This window comes from Rummeliibacillus sp. GQ308 (genome assembly GCF_059759115.1).
In genome coordinates this window covers 134,309-150,363 of the sequence record NZ_JCAXDQ010000001.1, presented here as the reverse complement: position 1 = coordinate 150,363, position 16,055 = coordinate 134,309, and the positions used below count along the sequence as shown (strand labels likewise).

At 41.2% G+C, this 16,055-nt stretch carries 16 protein-coding genes and 1 riboswitch; of the genes, 1 reads left to right on the top strand and 15 read right to left on the bottom strand.

The genetic code is table 11. The features are described from left to right. Positions 1-140: 140 nt before the first annotated feature. The 15 genes from AC6CHJ_RS00820 to AC6CHJ_RS00750 all read right to left on the bottom strand — a co-directional run bounded on the left by AC6CHJ_RS00820 (position 141) and on the right by AC6CHJ_RS00750 (position 14,683). On the bottom strand, positions 141-2,288 hold the full coding sequence (locus tag AC6CHJ_RS00820; RefSeq protein ID WP_147195454.1) for a (Fe-S)-binding protein: 2,148 nt from the start codon (positions 2,286-2,288) through the stop codon (positions 141-143). A 290-nt stretch (positions 2,289-2,578) separates the two neighbouring features. Beyond that, positions 2,579-3,265, bottom strand: coding sequence for a hypothetical protein (locus AC6CHJ_RS00815; protein ID WP_249775262.1), 687 nt, complete (start codon positions 3,263-3,265; stop codon positions 2,579-2,581). After that, positions 3,262-3,750 (bottom strand): ECF transporter S component, encoded by a 489-nt coding sequence (locus AC6CHJ_RS00810; protein ID WP_249775261.1) that lies wholly within the window; start codon positions 3,748-3,750, stop codon positions 3,262-3,264. Before AC6CHJ_RS00810 ends, AC6CHJ_RS00815 begins: the two co-directional genes overlap by 4 nt. A 5-nt stretch (positions 3,751-3,755) precedes the next feature. After that, a complete protein-coding gene (locus AC6CHJ_RS00805) occupies positions 3,756-4,346 on the bottom strand; it encodes a cob(I)yrinic acid a,c-diamide adenosyltransferase (RefSeq protein WP_498287000.1) in 591 nt (196 codons plus the stop codon). A gap of 17 nt (positions 4,347-4,363) precedes the next feature. Then, entirely contained in the window at positions 4,364-4,762 is a 399-nt protein-coding gene (locus tag AC6CHJ_RS00800; RefSeq protein WP_249775260.1) for a bifunctional adenosylcobinamide kinase/adenosylcobinamide-phosphate guanylyltransferase, read from the bottom strand. After that, the gene (locus AC6CHJ_RS00795; RefSeq protein WP_147195461.1) at positions 4,714-5,313 is read right to left on the bottom strand and encodes a histidine phosphatase family protein; all 600 of its coding nucleotides are present in this window, start codon (positions 5,311-5,313) and stop codon (positions 4,714-4,716) included. The genes AC6CHJ_RS00800 and AC6CHJ_RS00795 overlap by 49 nt, the downstream gene beginning before the upstream one ends. Beyond that, a complete protein-coding gene (cobS, locus tag AC6CHJ_RS00790) occupies positions 5,286-6,050 on the bottom strand; it encodes an adenosylcobinamide-GDP ribazoletransferase (protein WP_498286999.1) in 765 nt (254 codons plus the stop codon). Before cobS ends, AC6CHJ_RS00795 begins: the two co-directional genes overlap by 28 nt. 13 nt (positions 6,051-6,063) lie before the next feature. Next, a complete protein-coding gene (locus AC6CHJ_RS00785) occupies positions 6,064-6,642 on the bottom strand; it encodes a bifunctional adenosylcobinamide kinase/adenosylcobinamide-phosphate guanylyltransferase (RefSeq protein WP_498286998.1) in 579 nt (192 codons plus the stop codon). Continuing rightward, positions 6,615-7,703: a pyridoxal phosphate-dependent aminotransferase gene (locus AC6CHJ_RS00780; RefSeq protein ID WP_498286997.1), complete on the bottom strand. Its 1,089-nt coding sequence runs from the start codon at positions 7,701-7,703 to the stop codon at positions 6,615-6,617. The genes AC6CHJ_RS00785 and AC6CHJ_RS00780 overlap by 28 nt, the downstream gene beginning before the upstream one ends. After that, positions 7,690-8,646, bottom strand: a complete 957-nt coding sequence (cbiB, locus tag AC6CHJ_RS00775; protein ID WP_147195469.1) for an adenosylcobinamide-phosphate synthase CbiB — start codon at positions 8,644-8,646, stop codon at positions 7,690-7,692. Before cbiB ends, AC6CHJ_RS00780 begins: the two co-directional genes overlap by 14 nt. Further along, positions 8,647-10,122 (bottom strand): adenosylcobinamide amidohydrolase, encoded by a 1,476-nt coding sequence (locus AC6CHJ_RS00770; protein ID WP_498286996.1) that lies wholly within the window; start codon positions 10,120-10,122, stop codon positions 8,647-8,649. 10 nt (positions 10,123-10,132) lie between these two features. After that, on the bottom strand, positions 10,133-11,119 hold the full coding sequence (locus AC6CHJ_RS00765; protein WP_244946666.1) for a FecCD family ABC transporter permease: 987 nt from the start codon (positions 11,117-11,119) through the stop codon (positions 10,133-10,135). Beyond that, positions 11,120-12,079 (bottom strand): ABC transporter substrate-binding protein, encoded by a 960-nt coding sequence (locus AC6CHJ_RS00760; RefSeq protein WP_498286995.1) that lies wholly within the window; start codon positions 12,077-12,079, stop codon positions 11,120-11,122. A gap of 157 nt (positions 12,080-12,236) precedes the next feature. After that, positions 12,237-12,421: riboswitch (cobalamin riboswitch) on the bottom strand. A gap of 157 nt (positions 12,422-12,578) precedes the next feature. Further along, positions 12,579-14,246, bottom strand: a complete 1,668-nt coding sequence (gene argS, locus AC6CHJ_RS00755) for an arginine--tRNA ligase (protein ID WP_498286994.1) — start codon at positions 14,244-14,246, stop codon at positions 12,579-12,581. Continuing rightward, on the bottom strand, positions 14,243-14,683 hold the full coding sequence (locus tag AC6CHJ_RS00750) for a YwiB family protein (protein ID WP_066791681.1): 441 nt from the start codon (positions 14,681-14,683) through the stop codon (positions 14,243-14,245). Before AC6CHJ_RS00750 ends, argS begins: the two co-directional genes overlap by 4 nt. Positions 14,684-14,935: 252 nt before the next feature. On the opposite strand from AC6CHJ_RS00750, the gene AC6CHJ_RS00745 reads away from it, so the two are divergent. Next, complete coding sequence (locus tag AC6CHJ_RS00745; RefSeq protein WP_147195477.1) at positions 14,936-16,042, top strand: GGDEF domain-containing protein; 1,107 nt, start codon at positions 14,936-14,938, stop codon at positions 16,040-16,042. Positions 16,043-16,055: the final 13 nt, after the last annotated feature.

The following is a 16,055-nucleotide window of genomic DNA, read 5'->3' as shown; positions in this document are numbered from 1 at the left end:
ATGAGTATTTACATTTTGATTGAACGCTCGCTCAATTAACTTTTAGAAAAAAAGAGAGGGCTCCAGCTCTCTCTTTTTTTACTTGAGTTAAGTTTATAAAACTTTCAAAATTTATGCAATACTTTAATTTTTTTCTCGTTTTAAACAGTTTCTTCTAAAGGCTCTGGCACTGTTTGTATTTCGCCGCACACTGATTTTTCAAGTAGCTCAGCAATATCATATGTGCCAACCGTTTCTTCTACTTCTTTCGCTTTTGTTCCATCTGATAGCATCGTTAAGCAATATGGACAACCAGACGAGATGATAGTTGGATTAACTGCTAGCGCTTGTTCAGTACGCGCCACATTGATTCGGTTACCAACATGCTCTTCCATCCACATAAGTCCGCCACCAGCTCCACAGCACATGGCTGTATCGCGGTTTCGTTCCATTTCCACTAGCTTCACACCAGGGATTGCTTTTAAAATTTCACGCGGCGCATCATACACATCATTGTATCTGCCAAGGTAGCAGGAATCATGGAATGTAATGGTTTCATTCACTGCGTGTTGCGGTTTAATTTTTCCACTCATCACCAGCTCATATAACATTTCTGTATGGTGGAGAACTTCACCATTCCAACCAAAATCACTATATTCATTCTTAAAAATATTGTATGCATGCGGATCGATTGTGACGATTTTTGTGATGCCCGCTTTTTCAAATTCTTTGATATTTGCTTCAGCCAGCTCTTGGAATAAAAATTCATTTCCTAAGCGGCGCGGCGTATCACCTGAATTCTTTTCTTTGTTGCCCAAGATAGCGAATTTCACACCTGCTTCGTTCATCAAATGCGCGAAGGACAACGCAATTTTTTGTGAGCGGTTATCGAATGACCCCATTGAGCCAACCCAGAATAAGAACTCGAATTCTTCTCCAGCTTTTGTTGCTTCTTTTACTGTAGGAATGTGAAGATCTGGACGAGCATCTCTCCAATTTTCCTTCTCTTTACGGTTGATACCCCACGGATTGCCTTGGCGTTCGATGTTCGTCATCGCGCGTTGTGCATCCGGGTTTACGCGACCTTCTGTCATAGTTAAATAACGTCGCAAGTCAATAATCTTTTCAACATGCTCATTCATAACAGGACATTGGTCTTCACAGTTTCGGCAGGTAGTACATGCCCAAATTTCCTCTTCCGTAATGACATCACCAATCAACGACGGGCTGTATACATCTTCTATTACAGCGCCTTCTGCTCCTGCAGCCATTGCTAGTTGATTACCTTTTGTATGGCCAAAGAACATCTTTGGTACCCAAGGTTGTTGATGTGTTTGTACAGCGCCTGTAAATGTAAGATGGTCACGTAACTTTGTCATCAAATCCATCGGTGATAGCATCTTGCCTGTCCCTGTTGCTGGACACATATTTGTACAGCGCCCGCACTCAACACATGCGTATAAATCAATTAATTGGAGCTGTGTAAAATCTTCTATTTTCCCTACGCCAAATGAAGGCATCTCATCTTCTGATTCACCCTCTTCATCTTCAAGCGCATTAAAATCAATCGGAGTTAATTTCCCTGGCGGTGTCAAAGGATTGAAATATACATTGGCTGGTCCCGCGATTAAGTGCGCGTGTTTGGATTGCGGCACATAGACTAAGAAAGTCAGCAAGAATAATAGGTGGACCCACCACATAACGAAGAACACAGCAATAGCTGCCGTTGTTGGCAAGAATGCAAATGCTGTAGCAATCAACGATGCGACTGGCTCAGACCATGTTGCAGATTCTCCGTGCCAAATCATGCCCATACCATTTCCCACAAGAACGGATACCATTAAGCCACCGATAAATAGCAATACAAGGCCTGACTTAAATCCTCGTTTCAAACGTACTAGCTTTTCCACATAACGACGGTAGAACGCCCAGACAACAGCCACCAAAATCACTAAGGTGACGATTTCTTGGAAAAATGTAAAGTATGGGTATAGCGGCCCAAATGGTAGATGGGAACCCGGCTTTAACCCTTTCCATATAAAATCAATAGCGCCAAACTGAACTAGTAGGAAGCCATAGAAGAACATGACATGAATGGCACCGCTCTTCTTGTCTTTCATTAGTTTCTTTTGGCCAAAAACATACACCCAAATTTTTTCTAACCGTGCTTTAACATTGTTATCAAATTCGGTTTTCTTCCCCATTTTAATGAACTGATAACGCGTTTTTACTAAATACGTAAACAAACCTAAAGCATAAGCGACTACCCCTAAAAACAAGATCCAATTGACAATCAACAATGGATTCATGTTATTCCCCCCTTATGTTGTTACTCCCCTTTGTTTTATCTCAAGAGAATTCTGAAAATACTCTGTTTTGTCTATTGTAAAATATGAATGAGCATTCAGTCAATCACATTTCTAGGATTCTCTTAGAATTTCTGTGAAAATGATTTTCTCCTTCCGTAAACTTTTTTCTAGAAAGCGAAAGTTATATTTCAACTTGTCTAAGTATTCTATCATATTTATTTTCTCTCGCCCAATCAATTTTTCTCTAAAAAAACGCCGAGAAATCTAAAGAATGATTTCTCGGCGTATTCTTATAGGCTGTCTCGCCACCTAATCGGCAAGAGCATTTTACCAAACAGCGATTGGGCAGCAATTACTTTTTCATCCTCTAATCCAATTAGAACAACAGTTGATGGACCTGCTGAAGCGTGAGGTTCCCATGCGCAAGTAAAAGGTTTGGAACTAAAAATGCGTTTGATTTCTCCTGCTATTCCTTTCGAGCCCACCGGCCATACAGATGCAATTATATTCCCTTGCCTAGCTTTGTAAATAGATTTCAACGAAGCAACCTTTTCTTTTTCAGCCAGTAGGTTTTCTCCTACAAGCGGTTTGCCGTATGTAAACCATTTGAGCGTTTCTGGAGCTTTTGATTGATAGATTTGTTCTCCTAACATGGTAATCGCTATGCCTGATTGTAGCGTTTCAATGTTAGACTCAGTACTTCCGCTTATGGGTGGAGAAGAACATTCTATCTCATCGAATACTTGATGAATCCCTTTTAGATAGCGCATCCATACTTCGTCGCCGCTAAAGTTATGCATAAGAATGGAATGTGGTTCAGCGCCGGCAGCCCATTGCTCTAAAAGAGTCACGCGAGCCGAAAAATAACTGACCATTTCATCTGGCACATGTACTGTATCTTTTTCTTTTTGCCCAATCGCTCCTGCATTATCCGTTGTAACAATGAGTCCATTTGGTAGTTGTATAGCATTTCTCATCGACACGTGTCTCCCACTTTTCCGGTTACTTTTGTTATAGCCGGTAAGCATAATCCCGCAATAACGGCATTTATAACGGTAGCTATGAATATGCCGGGTGTAATAGCATAGTATGTTTGCGGTGAAATGAGAAAGTAAAACGGCAACGGCGCTAAAATACCGTTTGCGATGACAGCGAACAGCCATTTTAGCAGATGATGATTTCGTTGATGAAGCATAGCAAAACCATAGACTACTGCAAACATTTCGATGGCGATCAGCGCGTGGAATGGAAGCGTCATAGGAAATCCACTCAGCTCTGCAGAGACCATATGTCCAATCGCCGCAGCCACGCCTGCAATCGGGGCAGGCAATAATGCAGCACCCAAAAATGCAGGGGCTGAATCAAGCGCTGCCGAACCGATGCCAACAGGTATTTTAATCATTGCGCCAATTGCACTTAAAGCAGCAATCATCGCTGTAAATGTAAGTCTACGAAATTTCATGCGGATTAATCCTTCTCTTTACGGCCGCCATTTTTAAATACTTTCGCCCCACGGATATATTCAATATCAGCAACATTTATTCTACAATTGGCTACACGGGCAGCAGCAAATAAATAATCGGATAAACGATTGAGGTATCGTCCAACAACTAACGGCACATCGTTTTCCTCGGAATTTTTGAAAAGTGTGACAGTCAAACGCTCTGCCCGTCTTGCAATAGTGCGGGCAATATGCAAAGTAGCTGCACCAGGTGAGCCTCCTGGTAGGATAAAGCGTTCAAGTAATGGCGGCTCATCCATTAGTACATCAATTCGTTTTTCCATAACTTCGATCAGCTCATCTGTCATTTTATAATGGCGCTCTTTCATTACATTCGCCAAATCACCGCCACAATCGAACAATTCATTTTGTATATTTTGCAAATCTTCGAGGATATCTTGGAATTTCTCTTGATCTAGCTCAGTCATTGCCTTGCCGATAAATGAATTCAATTCATCAATTGTGCCATATGCTTCTACTCGCAAATCATCCTTATCCACTCTTCGGCCAATGATGCTTGTTTTCCCCTTGTCACCTGTACGTGTGTATAAATTCATTGAAATCCCCTTCTTTCTTACTTAATAGTTTCACTCAAGCCATACCAGATGCGTGTGACATGTTCACTACTCTTAAATAGCTCCTGATAAAGCCTTCCGCACGCATCCCTTAATGTTCGATCATGCCGGCTAAGAGGAACAATTCCTCGCCCCATTTCGGTTGCAATGACAATCACCTGATGTTCTTTCTCCCATAATTGTAACTGTTTTGCTATCTTTTTCGCGAGTATTAATTCATCTTTTTCCTCATCTGATTTGAGAATTTTTTCTAAATGAGAAATGACAATAGTTTTGTTCTTGGGCTCTTTTGGCAGGACACCTTCATACCACGCTACATCATTTTCATGCTGCTCAATGAGCCAATTTCTCACATACTCATGTTTGCCGTTATAGGCACCACCGATAAAAACGTGCATCTTTCTCCCTCCTCAAAAGCCCTTCTCGACTCCCACTCCAATGTATACATATCATTATGCGTGACTACCCAATCCCAAAACTGGCTTTCGTGCGGTGCATATTCCGTCAGCAAAACGCGAATCGTACCACCGTGCACTACGAGCGGGTACACTGATAAGCCTTGTGGCAACTTTTTAAAAGCTTTCTGGCAGCGATTAGTCATGATTTCTAATGTTTCGCCATCCGGCGGTGCTACTTGAGTTGAATCAGCCAACCACTTTTGATAGCGCTGGTCTCCCTTTAATTCTTCATAGGTTTTACCTTCAAACTGACCAAAGTTCAATTCCCTAAGCCCCTCGTCTTCTACATAAACCGCACCCGGAAAATAAGCTTCAGCAGTTTGCTTGCAGCGCACTAAATCGCTTCCGAAAACAACGGGATATTCCCTATTTACTACTGGCAGCTCTTCTCTTTTCAAAATGGGCTCATCTTTCCAGCCTATATACCGCTTTTCGTCGTTGCTTTTTGTTTTGGCATGGCGTATCAGATGCACAACAACAGGACAATCCATAAAACCGCCTCCATCCCTTCGATGAGAGCTCCAAGCAAATCTCCTGAACTCCCGCTAAATTGCTGAAGTGACCACCATCTATAGATCAAAGCAGCCAACACAATCATGAATAGCAGAAGAAGTATAGTCCATGTTCCACTAAGCCATATAAATAAGGCTCCTCCTGCAATCATCGAGCATGCTGTTCCAATTAACCAATATTTCATATGTAAGTGTTGTTTAAAAAAGTGAGCCAATCCCTTCTCTTTAGATGTACGTGTACAAATAAAATAAATTGACATACACAATCGTGACAAGAAAGGAACAGCAATTAGCCATATCCAATAAAAAGATGGCTTTTCGAGCAATTCTGCCAAAAAGAAGATTTTAGCTAAGATTAGAAATACCAATGATATAGCGCCAAATGCACCTGTCCGAGGATCATCCAAAATTTCTAATCGTTTTTTCTTATCTCTGTAAGAAAAATAGGCATCGCTTGTGTCTACATATCCATCCAAATGAAGCCCGCCTGAACAAATGACATAACCGCTAATCAAAATAAAACTTAAAAGTAATGGACTAATGTCTGTGTATGTATGCAACAAATAATAGACAATAGACAACACAAAGCCCATCAATGCGCCCAGCCAAGGGAAAACGACAAACATGGCCGTGACGGTCTTTTTCGTCATTGGAATTTCTTTATGAATAGGCAAAATTGAAAAAAATTGAAGTGCAAGCAGCAGACCATTTGTCATTCTAATTCGCCCCCTACTTCCATTTATGTATAAAGCCGTAATCAATTTCAATTGCTTCTGAAGCATTCTTGACAAACCACTGGTGGAGCCTGCCAATTGTCTGCTGGTATAGATGTACCTCAGGATTTGTGGAAAGAGGTTCATCTAACATTTCGTTGGAAACGATGGCGAGAGGTACTCCAATAGCGCGAATTTGTAAAATAGTGCTTTTCATCTCATCCATCCGCTGTTTGAGTCTTCCTTCTTGCTTCCAAGCAAAAACGCCTGATTCACTCTGTTCATAGAATTCATTCGATAGCCAAGTTGTGACGCAATCCCAAAGAATAGCATCTCCTTGCTTCACCTGAACCAATACCTTTTTGAAATCCGTGGGCTGTTCAATGGTTACCCATTGATGCTCTTGCATTATCCGATCATGTTTATGCCGCTCTATCCGGTTTGTCATTTCTTCATCGAAGGCTACACCCGTTGCTAAGTAGACCAAGCGATTTGCTCGCACTTCCTTTGCTAACGCCACTAATCGCTGCTCCGCATACGCACTTTTGCCGCTTCGAACACCGCCTGTTATAAATGAGAGTTTTGCTTGATCCATGCCTCCATCTCCTCTTGAAGAACTGCCATCGCGTGTTCATTCTTTATTCCTACTCGAAACCATTTACCATCCAAGCCTTTAAAGTTTTCCGTATGCCGCAGGACAATGCCTCTGTTCAGCATGTCGTGAAAAAATCTTTGAGACAAATCTGGATGAGGAAGCTTAAAACAAACATAATTAGTCACGCTCTTTGTTGTTTTGCATCCTAATTCTTGCAGAAAATGTACAAATCTCACTTTCGACTTTTTAGCGTATTCTATGGATTTATCTCTGTATTGCGTTTCGTCAATACATTTTGCTCCTATATGGGCAGCGATGCCATTAATATGCCAATGTGGTACTTTTTCGCGCAATGCTTCAATCATTGCAGGCGAGCTTACCATATAGCCTAGCCGGATTCCTGGAATTGCGTACATTTTGGTCATCGAGCGCACAATGATTAGATTTGGAAAATTCTCTATGTACGAAATCATGGATGCTTCCTCCCCAATCCAATCGATGAAGGCTTCATCCAATATTACTGTGCAGTCCATTTTTTGCCCTTCCTCTAAAAGGTGCACCAGTTCATTCCTTGGTGGCAGTACACCAGTAGGATTATTTGGTGTGCAAAGGTACAACAGATCAGCACGCTTCATATTTTCTATAATATGGCCTATTGGCAGCTTCCAATTTTCGATCTCTTCTACTGAGAGATGGATGATTTCTGTCCCGTTTGCCCTTAAAGTCGCCTCGTATTCCGAAAAGGTCGGATGAACAATCATTGCACATTTTCTTTGAAAGTATCCAGCAAGCAATGAAAAAATCTCGGCCGCACCATTCCCAAGCAATACGCGGCTCTTCGGAATGCTATGATATGCTGCAATAGCAGATAAAAATGGTTCGCCGTGCGGTTCTGGATAGCTAGAAAGTAAGTGCATATAGCCTTGCCAGTTTTCTACTACTGAGAGAGGCGGCCCTAATGGATTTACATTTTCACTGTAATCTATGATTTGTTCTGGAAGCGGAATTGCTAATTCACCGTATAACAATTGTGGATTTGCTCCATGGTTAGGCAATGACAATCATAACTCCTCCTATCATAATACCGAGTAGCCAAAAATAAGCTGTGACAGTATACATTTGATTTACGGCTAGCTGAATATGTCTCGGAGCTAACTCTACTTCCTTCTTCCCCATTGTGGCTCTTTTGGAGACAACACCTTTATAATAATTGGTTCCACCCAGTTGTACACCAAGCTGATAAGCAGTCGCTGCTTCTAAATAACCACTATTAGGGCTTGGATGCTTCTTGGCATCAGTCAACCATCCCCTCATTCGTTCAGAAAGTGAATGCTTCGACTCATTTTGCGTCGTTAAAAGGATCAGTAATCCTGTCAAACGGCTCGGGATATAGTTGAAGACATCGTCTGTATGAGCTGCTACAAAACCAAACTCTTTGAATTCCTTATTTTTGTACGCAACCATTGAATCAAGCGTATTTACAGCTTTGTACATCCAGATACCAGCTGCACCGAATAGAAAAGCCCAAAATAATGGAGCCGTCACGCCGTCGCTCGTATTTTCAGAAACTGTCTCTACCACACCTCGTGTGACTTCGCTTTCCGAAAGTTTCTCTGTATCTCTCCCGACAATCCATGAAAGCTTCATACGTGCTTGTACTAAATTGCCAGCAGTAAGAGGCTCATATACTTCCATCGCTGCTTGCTTCAAGCTTTTTTGGGCAAGTCCAAATGAAATGAGTAAACCTTCTACCAAGATGCCAAAAATGATGCCCACTTGATAGGCAATCACAACCACGGCATAAGCTGTCACAGTAGTTGCCACTACGACCAAAATAACAAGCAACGTGCCCTTCGTTTTGCGGAATCCGCCTTTATTTAATCGTTTCGTTAGCCATCCAATTAAACCGCCAATCCATTTTACTGGGTGTGGCATTCTTTTAGGATCTCCAATAAGACGGTCAAGAACGATCCCTAGCGTACAAGCAATTAAATGTGCCAGCATTTAGTCCTGCTCCTTCGCTTTTTTATAGTCTTGTAGTGCAGTACAAAGGGTTTCATAAACACCGCGACCGATGAGCTTGCCTACTGCGGTTGCACTTCCAGCATATTCATAAAAAGGACCATTTTGCGTTGCGGCGATTAGCACACTATCCGTTGATGTCCCTGTTGCAATGGTGCCAGAAACAACATCTTTAATTTGTTCTGTATACATAGCCTTTGTTTTCGCTTCCGTTATAGCAATCATCCCCTGCATGAACGATTCATCTGTCAATGAGCCATTGATAAACACCCATATATTAATAGTCCCTACATGAAATACATCTTCTCTTTTGTAAGCGCTCGCAATATCGATTGCATTGCCCACCCCAGCAGTAACTGCCACAACGATATCGGTCTCGTCGGAAGTGAATTGCCGTACCACCGCATTTTTAGCTGGCACTGCAGTCATCATGGCGACTGTATTTGTAGGAGAAAATCCTTTCTCCATTAAGTATTCTTTTAATTCATCATGCGCATCATCGCACATATATTCTGCATCAACCGTCCGGTTAACGAAATACTGATACCAGCCGACGCCTGCATTATGGACGGCAGAGGAGAAAGCCTTCAGGGGTGAAGTTGTATGTAACTCGACATACTCATCACGTATTTTTATATCTTCTGCTTTTATAGGAACACTTTCCTTCCTCTCCCCTTTTATTTCAGGCATTAATGTCATTTGGGGTTTGGGCAAAAGAGGATGTGGATAGGTCGATATAGTCGTGTGATAGACGTCTTTTATAAAGTGTTCTTTTAGCACCTCATGCGGCTCACCCATCGCATAAATTTCTCCTTTATTTAGCAAGAGAAGACGATCACAATAGAGCGCTGCCAGATTGATATCATGGAAGATGGACAGAACTGTTAATCCATTTTGGATCACTTCAAGGCGAATCATATCAAGCAGTTTTCGCTGGTGTTCGATATCCAAATGGTTAGTTGGCTCATCCAGCAACAATAAATCAGCACTCTGTGCCAGTGCTTGTGCCACATATGTACGCTGTTGCTCACCACCTGAAAGATTTTCAAGCAACTGTTTTTCGTATGAAAGAATGCCAGTGGACTCCATTGCCTTTTTAATCGCTGATTCATCCTCATCCGTCCATGTGGAAAGCCACCTATGCTGATAAGGGTAACGACCAATCGAAACCGTCTCTCGAACAGAATGCGAAAAAGCCTGGGTATGTAGTTGCGGCAGAACAGCCATTTTGCGGGCAAGCTCTTTTGCCGTATATTCCTCTCGACTCTTCCCTTCAATCTGAACATTTCCCTGATTGAACGGGAGCGTACCGCTAATAGCTTTAAGTAGCGTAGATTTGCCACTACCATTTGGGCCAAGCACCCCTAAGAATTGGCCTTTTTCCACACTAAAATTTATACCTTTTACAATTGGATGTTTCTCATCATATCCTCCTGTAAGATCTTTTACGTTTAGCATTCTGTACCCCCTATCCTTTTCGTTGCCTAAAGAAGATATAGGCGAATACCGGCGCACCAAGCAATGCCGTAATCACACCGATAGGCAGTTCTGTCGGCGCAATAATTGTTCTTGCAACTAAATCACAAAGTATGAGCAGTGATGCCCCGTTCATCAGTGAAAGTGGCAAAAGATGCTGATGATTCGCACCAAAAAGCAAGCGTGTCATATGCGGTACTACTAGCCCCACAAATCCGATGGTGCCTGATACAGAAACAGCTGCTCCCGTTAACATCGATCCACCAATCAGTAGTGTTAATTTACTTCTTCTAACATTGACACCTAAATATTTCGCCCGTTCTTCGCCAAATAGCATGGCATTCAACTCTCGTCGGTTCAGCCATAATAGAATTGTGCCCACTATGACGAACGGTAAAATCATCTTAACATATGGCCAGCCGCGCATCGATACACTGCCCATTAGCCAACTAATAATTTGTCGAAGCTCCTCGCCAGTGAGCGCGATCATCAGAGAGATAATAGAGCTTAAAAATGAACTAATGATTATGCCTGTTAATATTAGCGTTTCCATTTTCATCGCTTTGTCTACAAGCTTAGCAAATCCTAAAACCAAAAACATAGTCAATAATGCACCCATCATGCTGAATGCGGGCAACGTAAACATACCCAATACAGGTGCTGAAAGACTGAAAAAGAGCGTCATCACGGCGCCTACTGAGGCACCTGATGACACTCCTAACGTATAGGGATCAGCAAGCGGATTCTTAAGCAACCCTTGGAAAGCGGCACCTGAAATAGCTAATGATGCACCAACGAGTCCTGCTAAAATCACACGAGGCATTCGAATAGACCATAATATATTCGATGCTACCTCATCCGCATTCTTGTCCCATAACGTACTGATTGGCACTTTAACAGCGCCGGCTGATATCCCCAAAGCCATGCTCAAAAGAAGAATAGCAAGAGTTACGAGATATCCAACTACTATTTTTTTCACTTATTTAAATGCCTCTGGATAAACAGCTTTCGCCACTTCCTCAAGCCCTTCAGCAAGGCGAGGTCCTGGACGGCTAGTCTTGTCCGGATCAACTTGTACTACTCTGTCGTTTTTAATAGCCTTTAAATCTTTAAACCCTTGGCGTTTTTTTACTTTCTCTACGATATTCGGTACATAATTATATGTGATTAAGTATACATCTGGGTCACGCTTAATAATTTCCTCAGGGTCAATTTTAAACCAACCTGATTGATCATCTGCCACATTTTTAACATTCGCTAGGTTTAAGATTTCTTGCATGAATGTATCTTTACCAGCTGTATAAATCTCAGGCTCATCAGAGTTTTCAACGAATACATTGCGTTTTTTTACATCTGCTACTTTAGCCTGTACATCTTTTACTTTCGCTTTCATATCTTCTACGATTTGATCTGCTTTTGCACTTCTATTTGTAATTTTGCCGATTGTTTTAATCGACTCATATGTTTCCTCGAAGTTGCTGGCATTTTTAACGACAAATACAGGAATACCTGCATCTCGAAGTTGCTGTATACCGCTCTTTGCAGATTCGGCAATCATGCCATGCGCAAAAACAGCATCCGGTTTTAAGCTGATAATTTTTTCAATATTAAGCTCCATGCCGCCTACTTTATCTTTTTTAGTAGCAGCTTCTGGATACGTATCATTATCTGTCACGCCGATTACGTGATCATCTAATCCTAAAGCAAAAAGAATCTCAGTATTGCTCGGCATTAAAGACACAATCTTCGTTGGTTCCTGCTTAAATTCAACTTTATTGTCTGTATCATCTGTTACTGTCATTGGATATGTAGCTGTTTTGTTTTCTGATTGCGTGGTTTTGTTTTCTGCTTCTGGCTTTTTAGAGTCGGATTGGCCACAGCCTACAAGCAATGTAAATGCCATCACAAGCATAAAACCAAGCTGCCATAGTTTCTTCATTTTTTACTCCCCCTGGTGTGTAAGATTACTGTTGGTTGGAGAAAAAGGTCTTAAGCCTTTTCTCCAAAATAAAAAACTCTCGTTCACAACGAGAGGTTTGGTGATTGCAGCATTATAAAAAAGATCATAATGGCACCTATCAATCCTCGTCGATATAAACGGTGTTCTATAATCGGCAGGTATCCTGGCTCGTGATCATCGCGCATCGCACCTTCCCAAAGTTTCCCTCAGTGGCATTCTCGAATTGCTCACACTTACAGTGGCGGGACCGCATCGGCTTTTACCGATTTCCCTTTTAACCCAAATAGCTCTCTATTCGGGACCGATTAAACTATGTATTTTATTTCTTTTTATTATATCTAATATTTTGTAAATTAGGAAGAGATATTTAATAGATTATTCTAGTTAGGCAATTTCCAACTAGGTGAAGTCGTTTATCAACAAAAAAGCAGAGCAACAATATGGTGTTGTTGGCTCCGCTTTTTAAGAGTTATATTTATTACATTTTTTCTGGTGCAGAAACGCCAATCAATTTTAGCGCATTCGCAATCGTTGTGCGAACTGCTGTGATAAGTGCAAGGCGTGCTTCTGAACGGTCTTTATTTTCTTCATCTAATACTTTTTCAGCATTGTAGAAGCGGTGGAAAGTTGCGGCAAGTTCTTGAATATAGTTGGCGATACGGTGCGGTGCACGTACACGAGCAGCGTCAGCTACGATTTGCGGGAAATCGCCTACTTTTTTCAACAACTCAATATCTTTTTCTGTAGACAAAGCGTCAAGGTGTTCGATTGAAGGTACAAACCCTTTTTCTGCGCTTTGGCGCAAGATTGAGCTAATACGCGCATGAGCATATTGTGCGTAATATACAGGGTTTTCGTTTGATTGTTTAACAGCCAAATCCAAATCAAAATCTAAATGAGAGTCACCTGCACGCATAGCAAAGTTATAGCGTACTGCATCTAGGCCAACTTCTTCTACCAACTCACGAAGTGTAACTGCATTCCCCGTACGTTTAGACATTTTCACTTTCTCGCCGTTACGCATTAGGTTAACCATTTGAATGACTTCCACTTCTAATCGGTCACGGTCATAGCCAAGTGCTTCAATCGCAGCTTTCATACGTGGAATATAACCATGATGGTCTGCACCCCAGATATTGATCAATTGGTCAAAGCCACGACGTAATTTATCTTCGTGATAAGAAATATCTGGTGTTAGATAAGTGTAAGAACCGTCTGATTTTACTAATACACGATCTTTATCATCGCCAAATGTAGTAGAGCGGAACCAAATGGCACCGTCTTGTTCGAATACATGTCCGTTATCTCTTAATTTTTGAAGAGCTGTTTCCACTTTTCCGTCTTTGTAAAGTGATGTTTCAGAGAACCAAACATCGAAATCCACACGGAAATCGTGCAAATCTTTTTGTAGCTTGCCGAATTCATGCTTTAATCCATGCTCACGGAAAAACTCAAATCGTTCTTCATCTGACTTATCAAGGATTTCAGGGCCATATTCTGCTGAAAGCTCTTTAGCGATTTCAATAATGTCTTTCCCATGATATCCGTCTTCAGGCATATCGAATGGCAAACCAAGCGCTTCGCGGTATCTTGCCTCAAGAGAGTTCGCCAATTTATTGATTTGGTTACCAGCATCATTAATATAATATTCACGAGAAACATCATAGCCAGCAAAGTCTAACACATTGCACAAAGAATCGCCGACTGAAGCGCCACGCGCATGTCCTAAGTGAAGATCACCAGTTGGGTTTGCAGAAACAAATTCAACTTGGACCTTTTCCCCTTTGCCTGTGTTTGTACGGCCATAATTAACGCCTTGATCTAAGACCATCTTCACAACATCTGCTAAGTAATCTTTGCGCAATGTGATGTTCATAAAACCTGGGCCTGCAATATCGATGTTTTCAATATTTGTTTGTTCTGTTTCAAGGTTTTCAAGGATCGCTTCTGCTATCGCACGAGGTGGCTTTTTAGCCAGCTTAGTTAGCTGCATCGCCACATTCGTAGCATAGTCACCATTCTCTTTGCTTTTCGGTGTTTCAAGGTGAATATTCAAAGAACTCGCATCTTCAATGATGCCCGCTTTTTGAATAGCTGCTTTTAGCGCATCTTTAATGGCTTGTTGCACTTGTTCTACTGCGTTCATTTATTTCCCTCCGTGTACTGTAGTTCTAATATAAAGTTTCCCGCATGTTCGGAACCGATAATTAATTCGTACTGTAGATAAAATCGGCCGCTGTGCGTAGTTTCCGATGGATGGTATTTCATTTCCTTCACCTGAGTAAATAACGGTAGTTGTCCAAATTGGCTTTGATAATGGCCCCTTTGTGATTCTCCCACGACAAATGGCATGCGCATCTTAACATCACCATTGCGAATAATCATTGCATCCTTATCGCCAAACCGCAATGTTGTCCGTATATGTGAGTCCTCTTGCACTTCGGTGTATTGCAAATAGATTTGTCCGCGTTTTTCCATAAGGGTACCCTCAGACCAAAACTCAATCTGCTCAGGCTTTTCACCTTGTTGTGTGATTGTTGAAGTTATTTTTAATTGTACCGGTATTGAAAGAGCATCTGGCATAAGTGATGCCTCCATTTTCTACTTAATATAACCTTTTTATTATAGGATAGGAGAGGAGTTCATTTCAAGGTACAACTTGCGATTGAACCCCTTTCTGTCAGTTTAACCAACCTACCCTCAATGTGTCCAAAGCAAATCTATTTCAGAATAAAAATACATTTTAACATTTCTTTATGCAGATTGAAAAAATTTTTCTTCTCGCTATCTAGGTAAATGGTATAATAGATAGAAGACTTTAGGCGGTGATATTTCGTGTTTCTTGAATACGCAGTTTATTTTTCGCTATTATTTACTTTTGTCATTTCCTTTTACCTTGCCTATCAGTTACTTGAGCAATCTACTGGCATCTATAAGGAATTCCATCCATGGATTGTTGGTTTTGCTGCTTCTATTACAGGTTTGCTTTTAATGAAAGCATCCACCCATTTTAAGAGCGAATATCTAATAAACGGCGATTTGCGGAATGTGCTTTTGTTGTTATCCGGATGGCTTGGCGGCCCTATTTCTATGGGTATTGCGGCAACATTAATTGGCATAACGCGCATATATATTTCCGGTCTCTCGGAAATTTCCATCCATTCTGGAATTTTGACCATCATAGTAGGACTTATTCTCGCCTTACTAGCTTGGTGGAAACCGATTAAATTTCGGAATTTGCATTATTATTTGTTGCTTTCTATTCTTTTTTACGCTTCTAGCATTGTACTTCATGCAGAAAATTGGTTGATAAGTGCTGTACAATTATTCATTATTTCGGTTCCAGCACTATATATAACTGCTTTTGTAATACGTCTCTTAAATAATCAGTTTAATAAAATTCATACGATCGAAAAAATGGTGGAAACTGATTTTTTAACAGGCTTGCCAAATATCCGAAAATGTAAGTGCATTATAGATCGTTACATTCAAAGCGAAATTCCGTTCGCTCTGCTATTGATTGACATTGACCAATTCAGCAAGATTAACATGAAATACGGTGTCATGGTGGGCGACCAATTTTTAAGAAAGATTGGCGAATTGCTAAAAGAATTTAATAGAGAACATCCTGGTTCTACCTCTATCCGGATTAGTGGAGAAGAATTTTACTTGATATGCAAAGACTTGCCCCCTGCAACTAGCTTGCAGTATGCGTATGAAATCAGTAAATCCATCTCTAAGATTTCAGTTGATTTAGAAGACGGACGGAGTACTTCTATCTCTGTCAGTATTGGTATTGCCAACTATCCTGAGAACGGCAAATCGATTTACGAAATCGCTCAATCCACACATGATGCCTTTCGACTTGCAGCAACAAAAGGAAACAATCAAATCGTACACTATAATCAAATCCACAAAACTCCTGTGCCAATGGACGAATAGCCATTGGCGCTTT

Bases quoted from the DNA above. Each gene is read 5' to 3' on its own strand.
- AC6CHJ_RS00820 (WP_147195454.1), bottom strand. From the start codon at position 2,288: ATGAATCCATTGTTGATTGTCAATTGGATCTTGTTTTTAGGGGTAGTC.
- AC6CHJ_RS00815 (WP_249775262.1), bottom strand. From the start codon at position 3,265: ATGAGAAATGCTATACAACTACCAAATGGACTCATTGTTACAACGGAT.
- AC6CHJ_RS00810 (WP_249775261.1), bottom strand. From the start codon at position 3,750: ATGAAATTTCGTAGACTTACATTTACAGCGATGATTGCTGCTTTAAGT.
- AC6CHJ_RS00805 (WP_498287000.1), bottom strand. From the start codon at position 4,346: ATGAATTTATACACACGTACAGGTGACAAGGGGAAAACAAGCATCATT.
- AC6CHJ_RS00800 (WP_249775260.1), bottom strand. From the start codon at position 4,762: ATGCACGTTTTTATCGGTGGTGCCTATAACGGCAAACATGAGTATGTG.
- AC6CHJ_RS00795 (WP_147195461.1), bottom strand. From the start codon at position 5,313: ATGGATTGTCCTGTTGTTGTGCATCTGATACGCCATGCCAAAACAAAA.
- cobS (WP_498286999.1), bottom strand. From the start codon at position 6,050: ATGACAAATGGTCTGCTGCTTGCACTTCAATTTTTTTCAATTTTGCCT.
- AC6CHJ_RS00785 (WP_498286998.1), bottom strand. From the start codon at position 6,642: ATGGATCAAGCAAAACTCTCATTTATAACAGGCGGTGTTCGAAGCGGC.
- cbiB (WP_147195469.1), bottom strand. From the start codon at position 8,646: ATGCTGGCACATTTAATTGCTTGTACGCTAGGGATCGTTCTTGACCGT.
- AC6CHJ_RS00770 (WP_498286996.1), bottom strand. From the start codon at position 10,122: ATGCTAAACGTAAAAGATCTTACAGGAGGATATGATGAGAAACATCCA.
- AC6CHJ_RS00760 (WP_498286995.1), bottom strand. From the start codon at position 12,079: ATGAAGAAACTATGGCAGCTTGGTTTTATGCTTGTGATGGCATTTACA.
- argS (WP_498286994.1), bottom strand. From the start codon at position 14,246: ATGAACGCAGTAGAACAAGTGCAACAAGCCATTAAAGATGCGCTAAAA.
- AC6CHJ_RS00750 (WP_066791681.1), bottom strand. From the start codon at position 14,683: ATGCCAGATGCTCTTTCAATACCGGTACAATTAAAAATAACTTCAACA.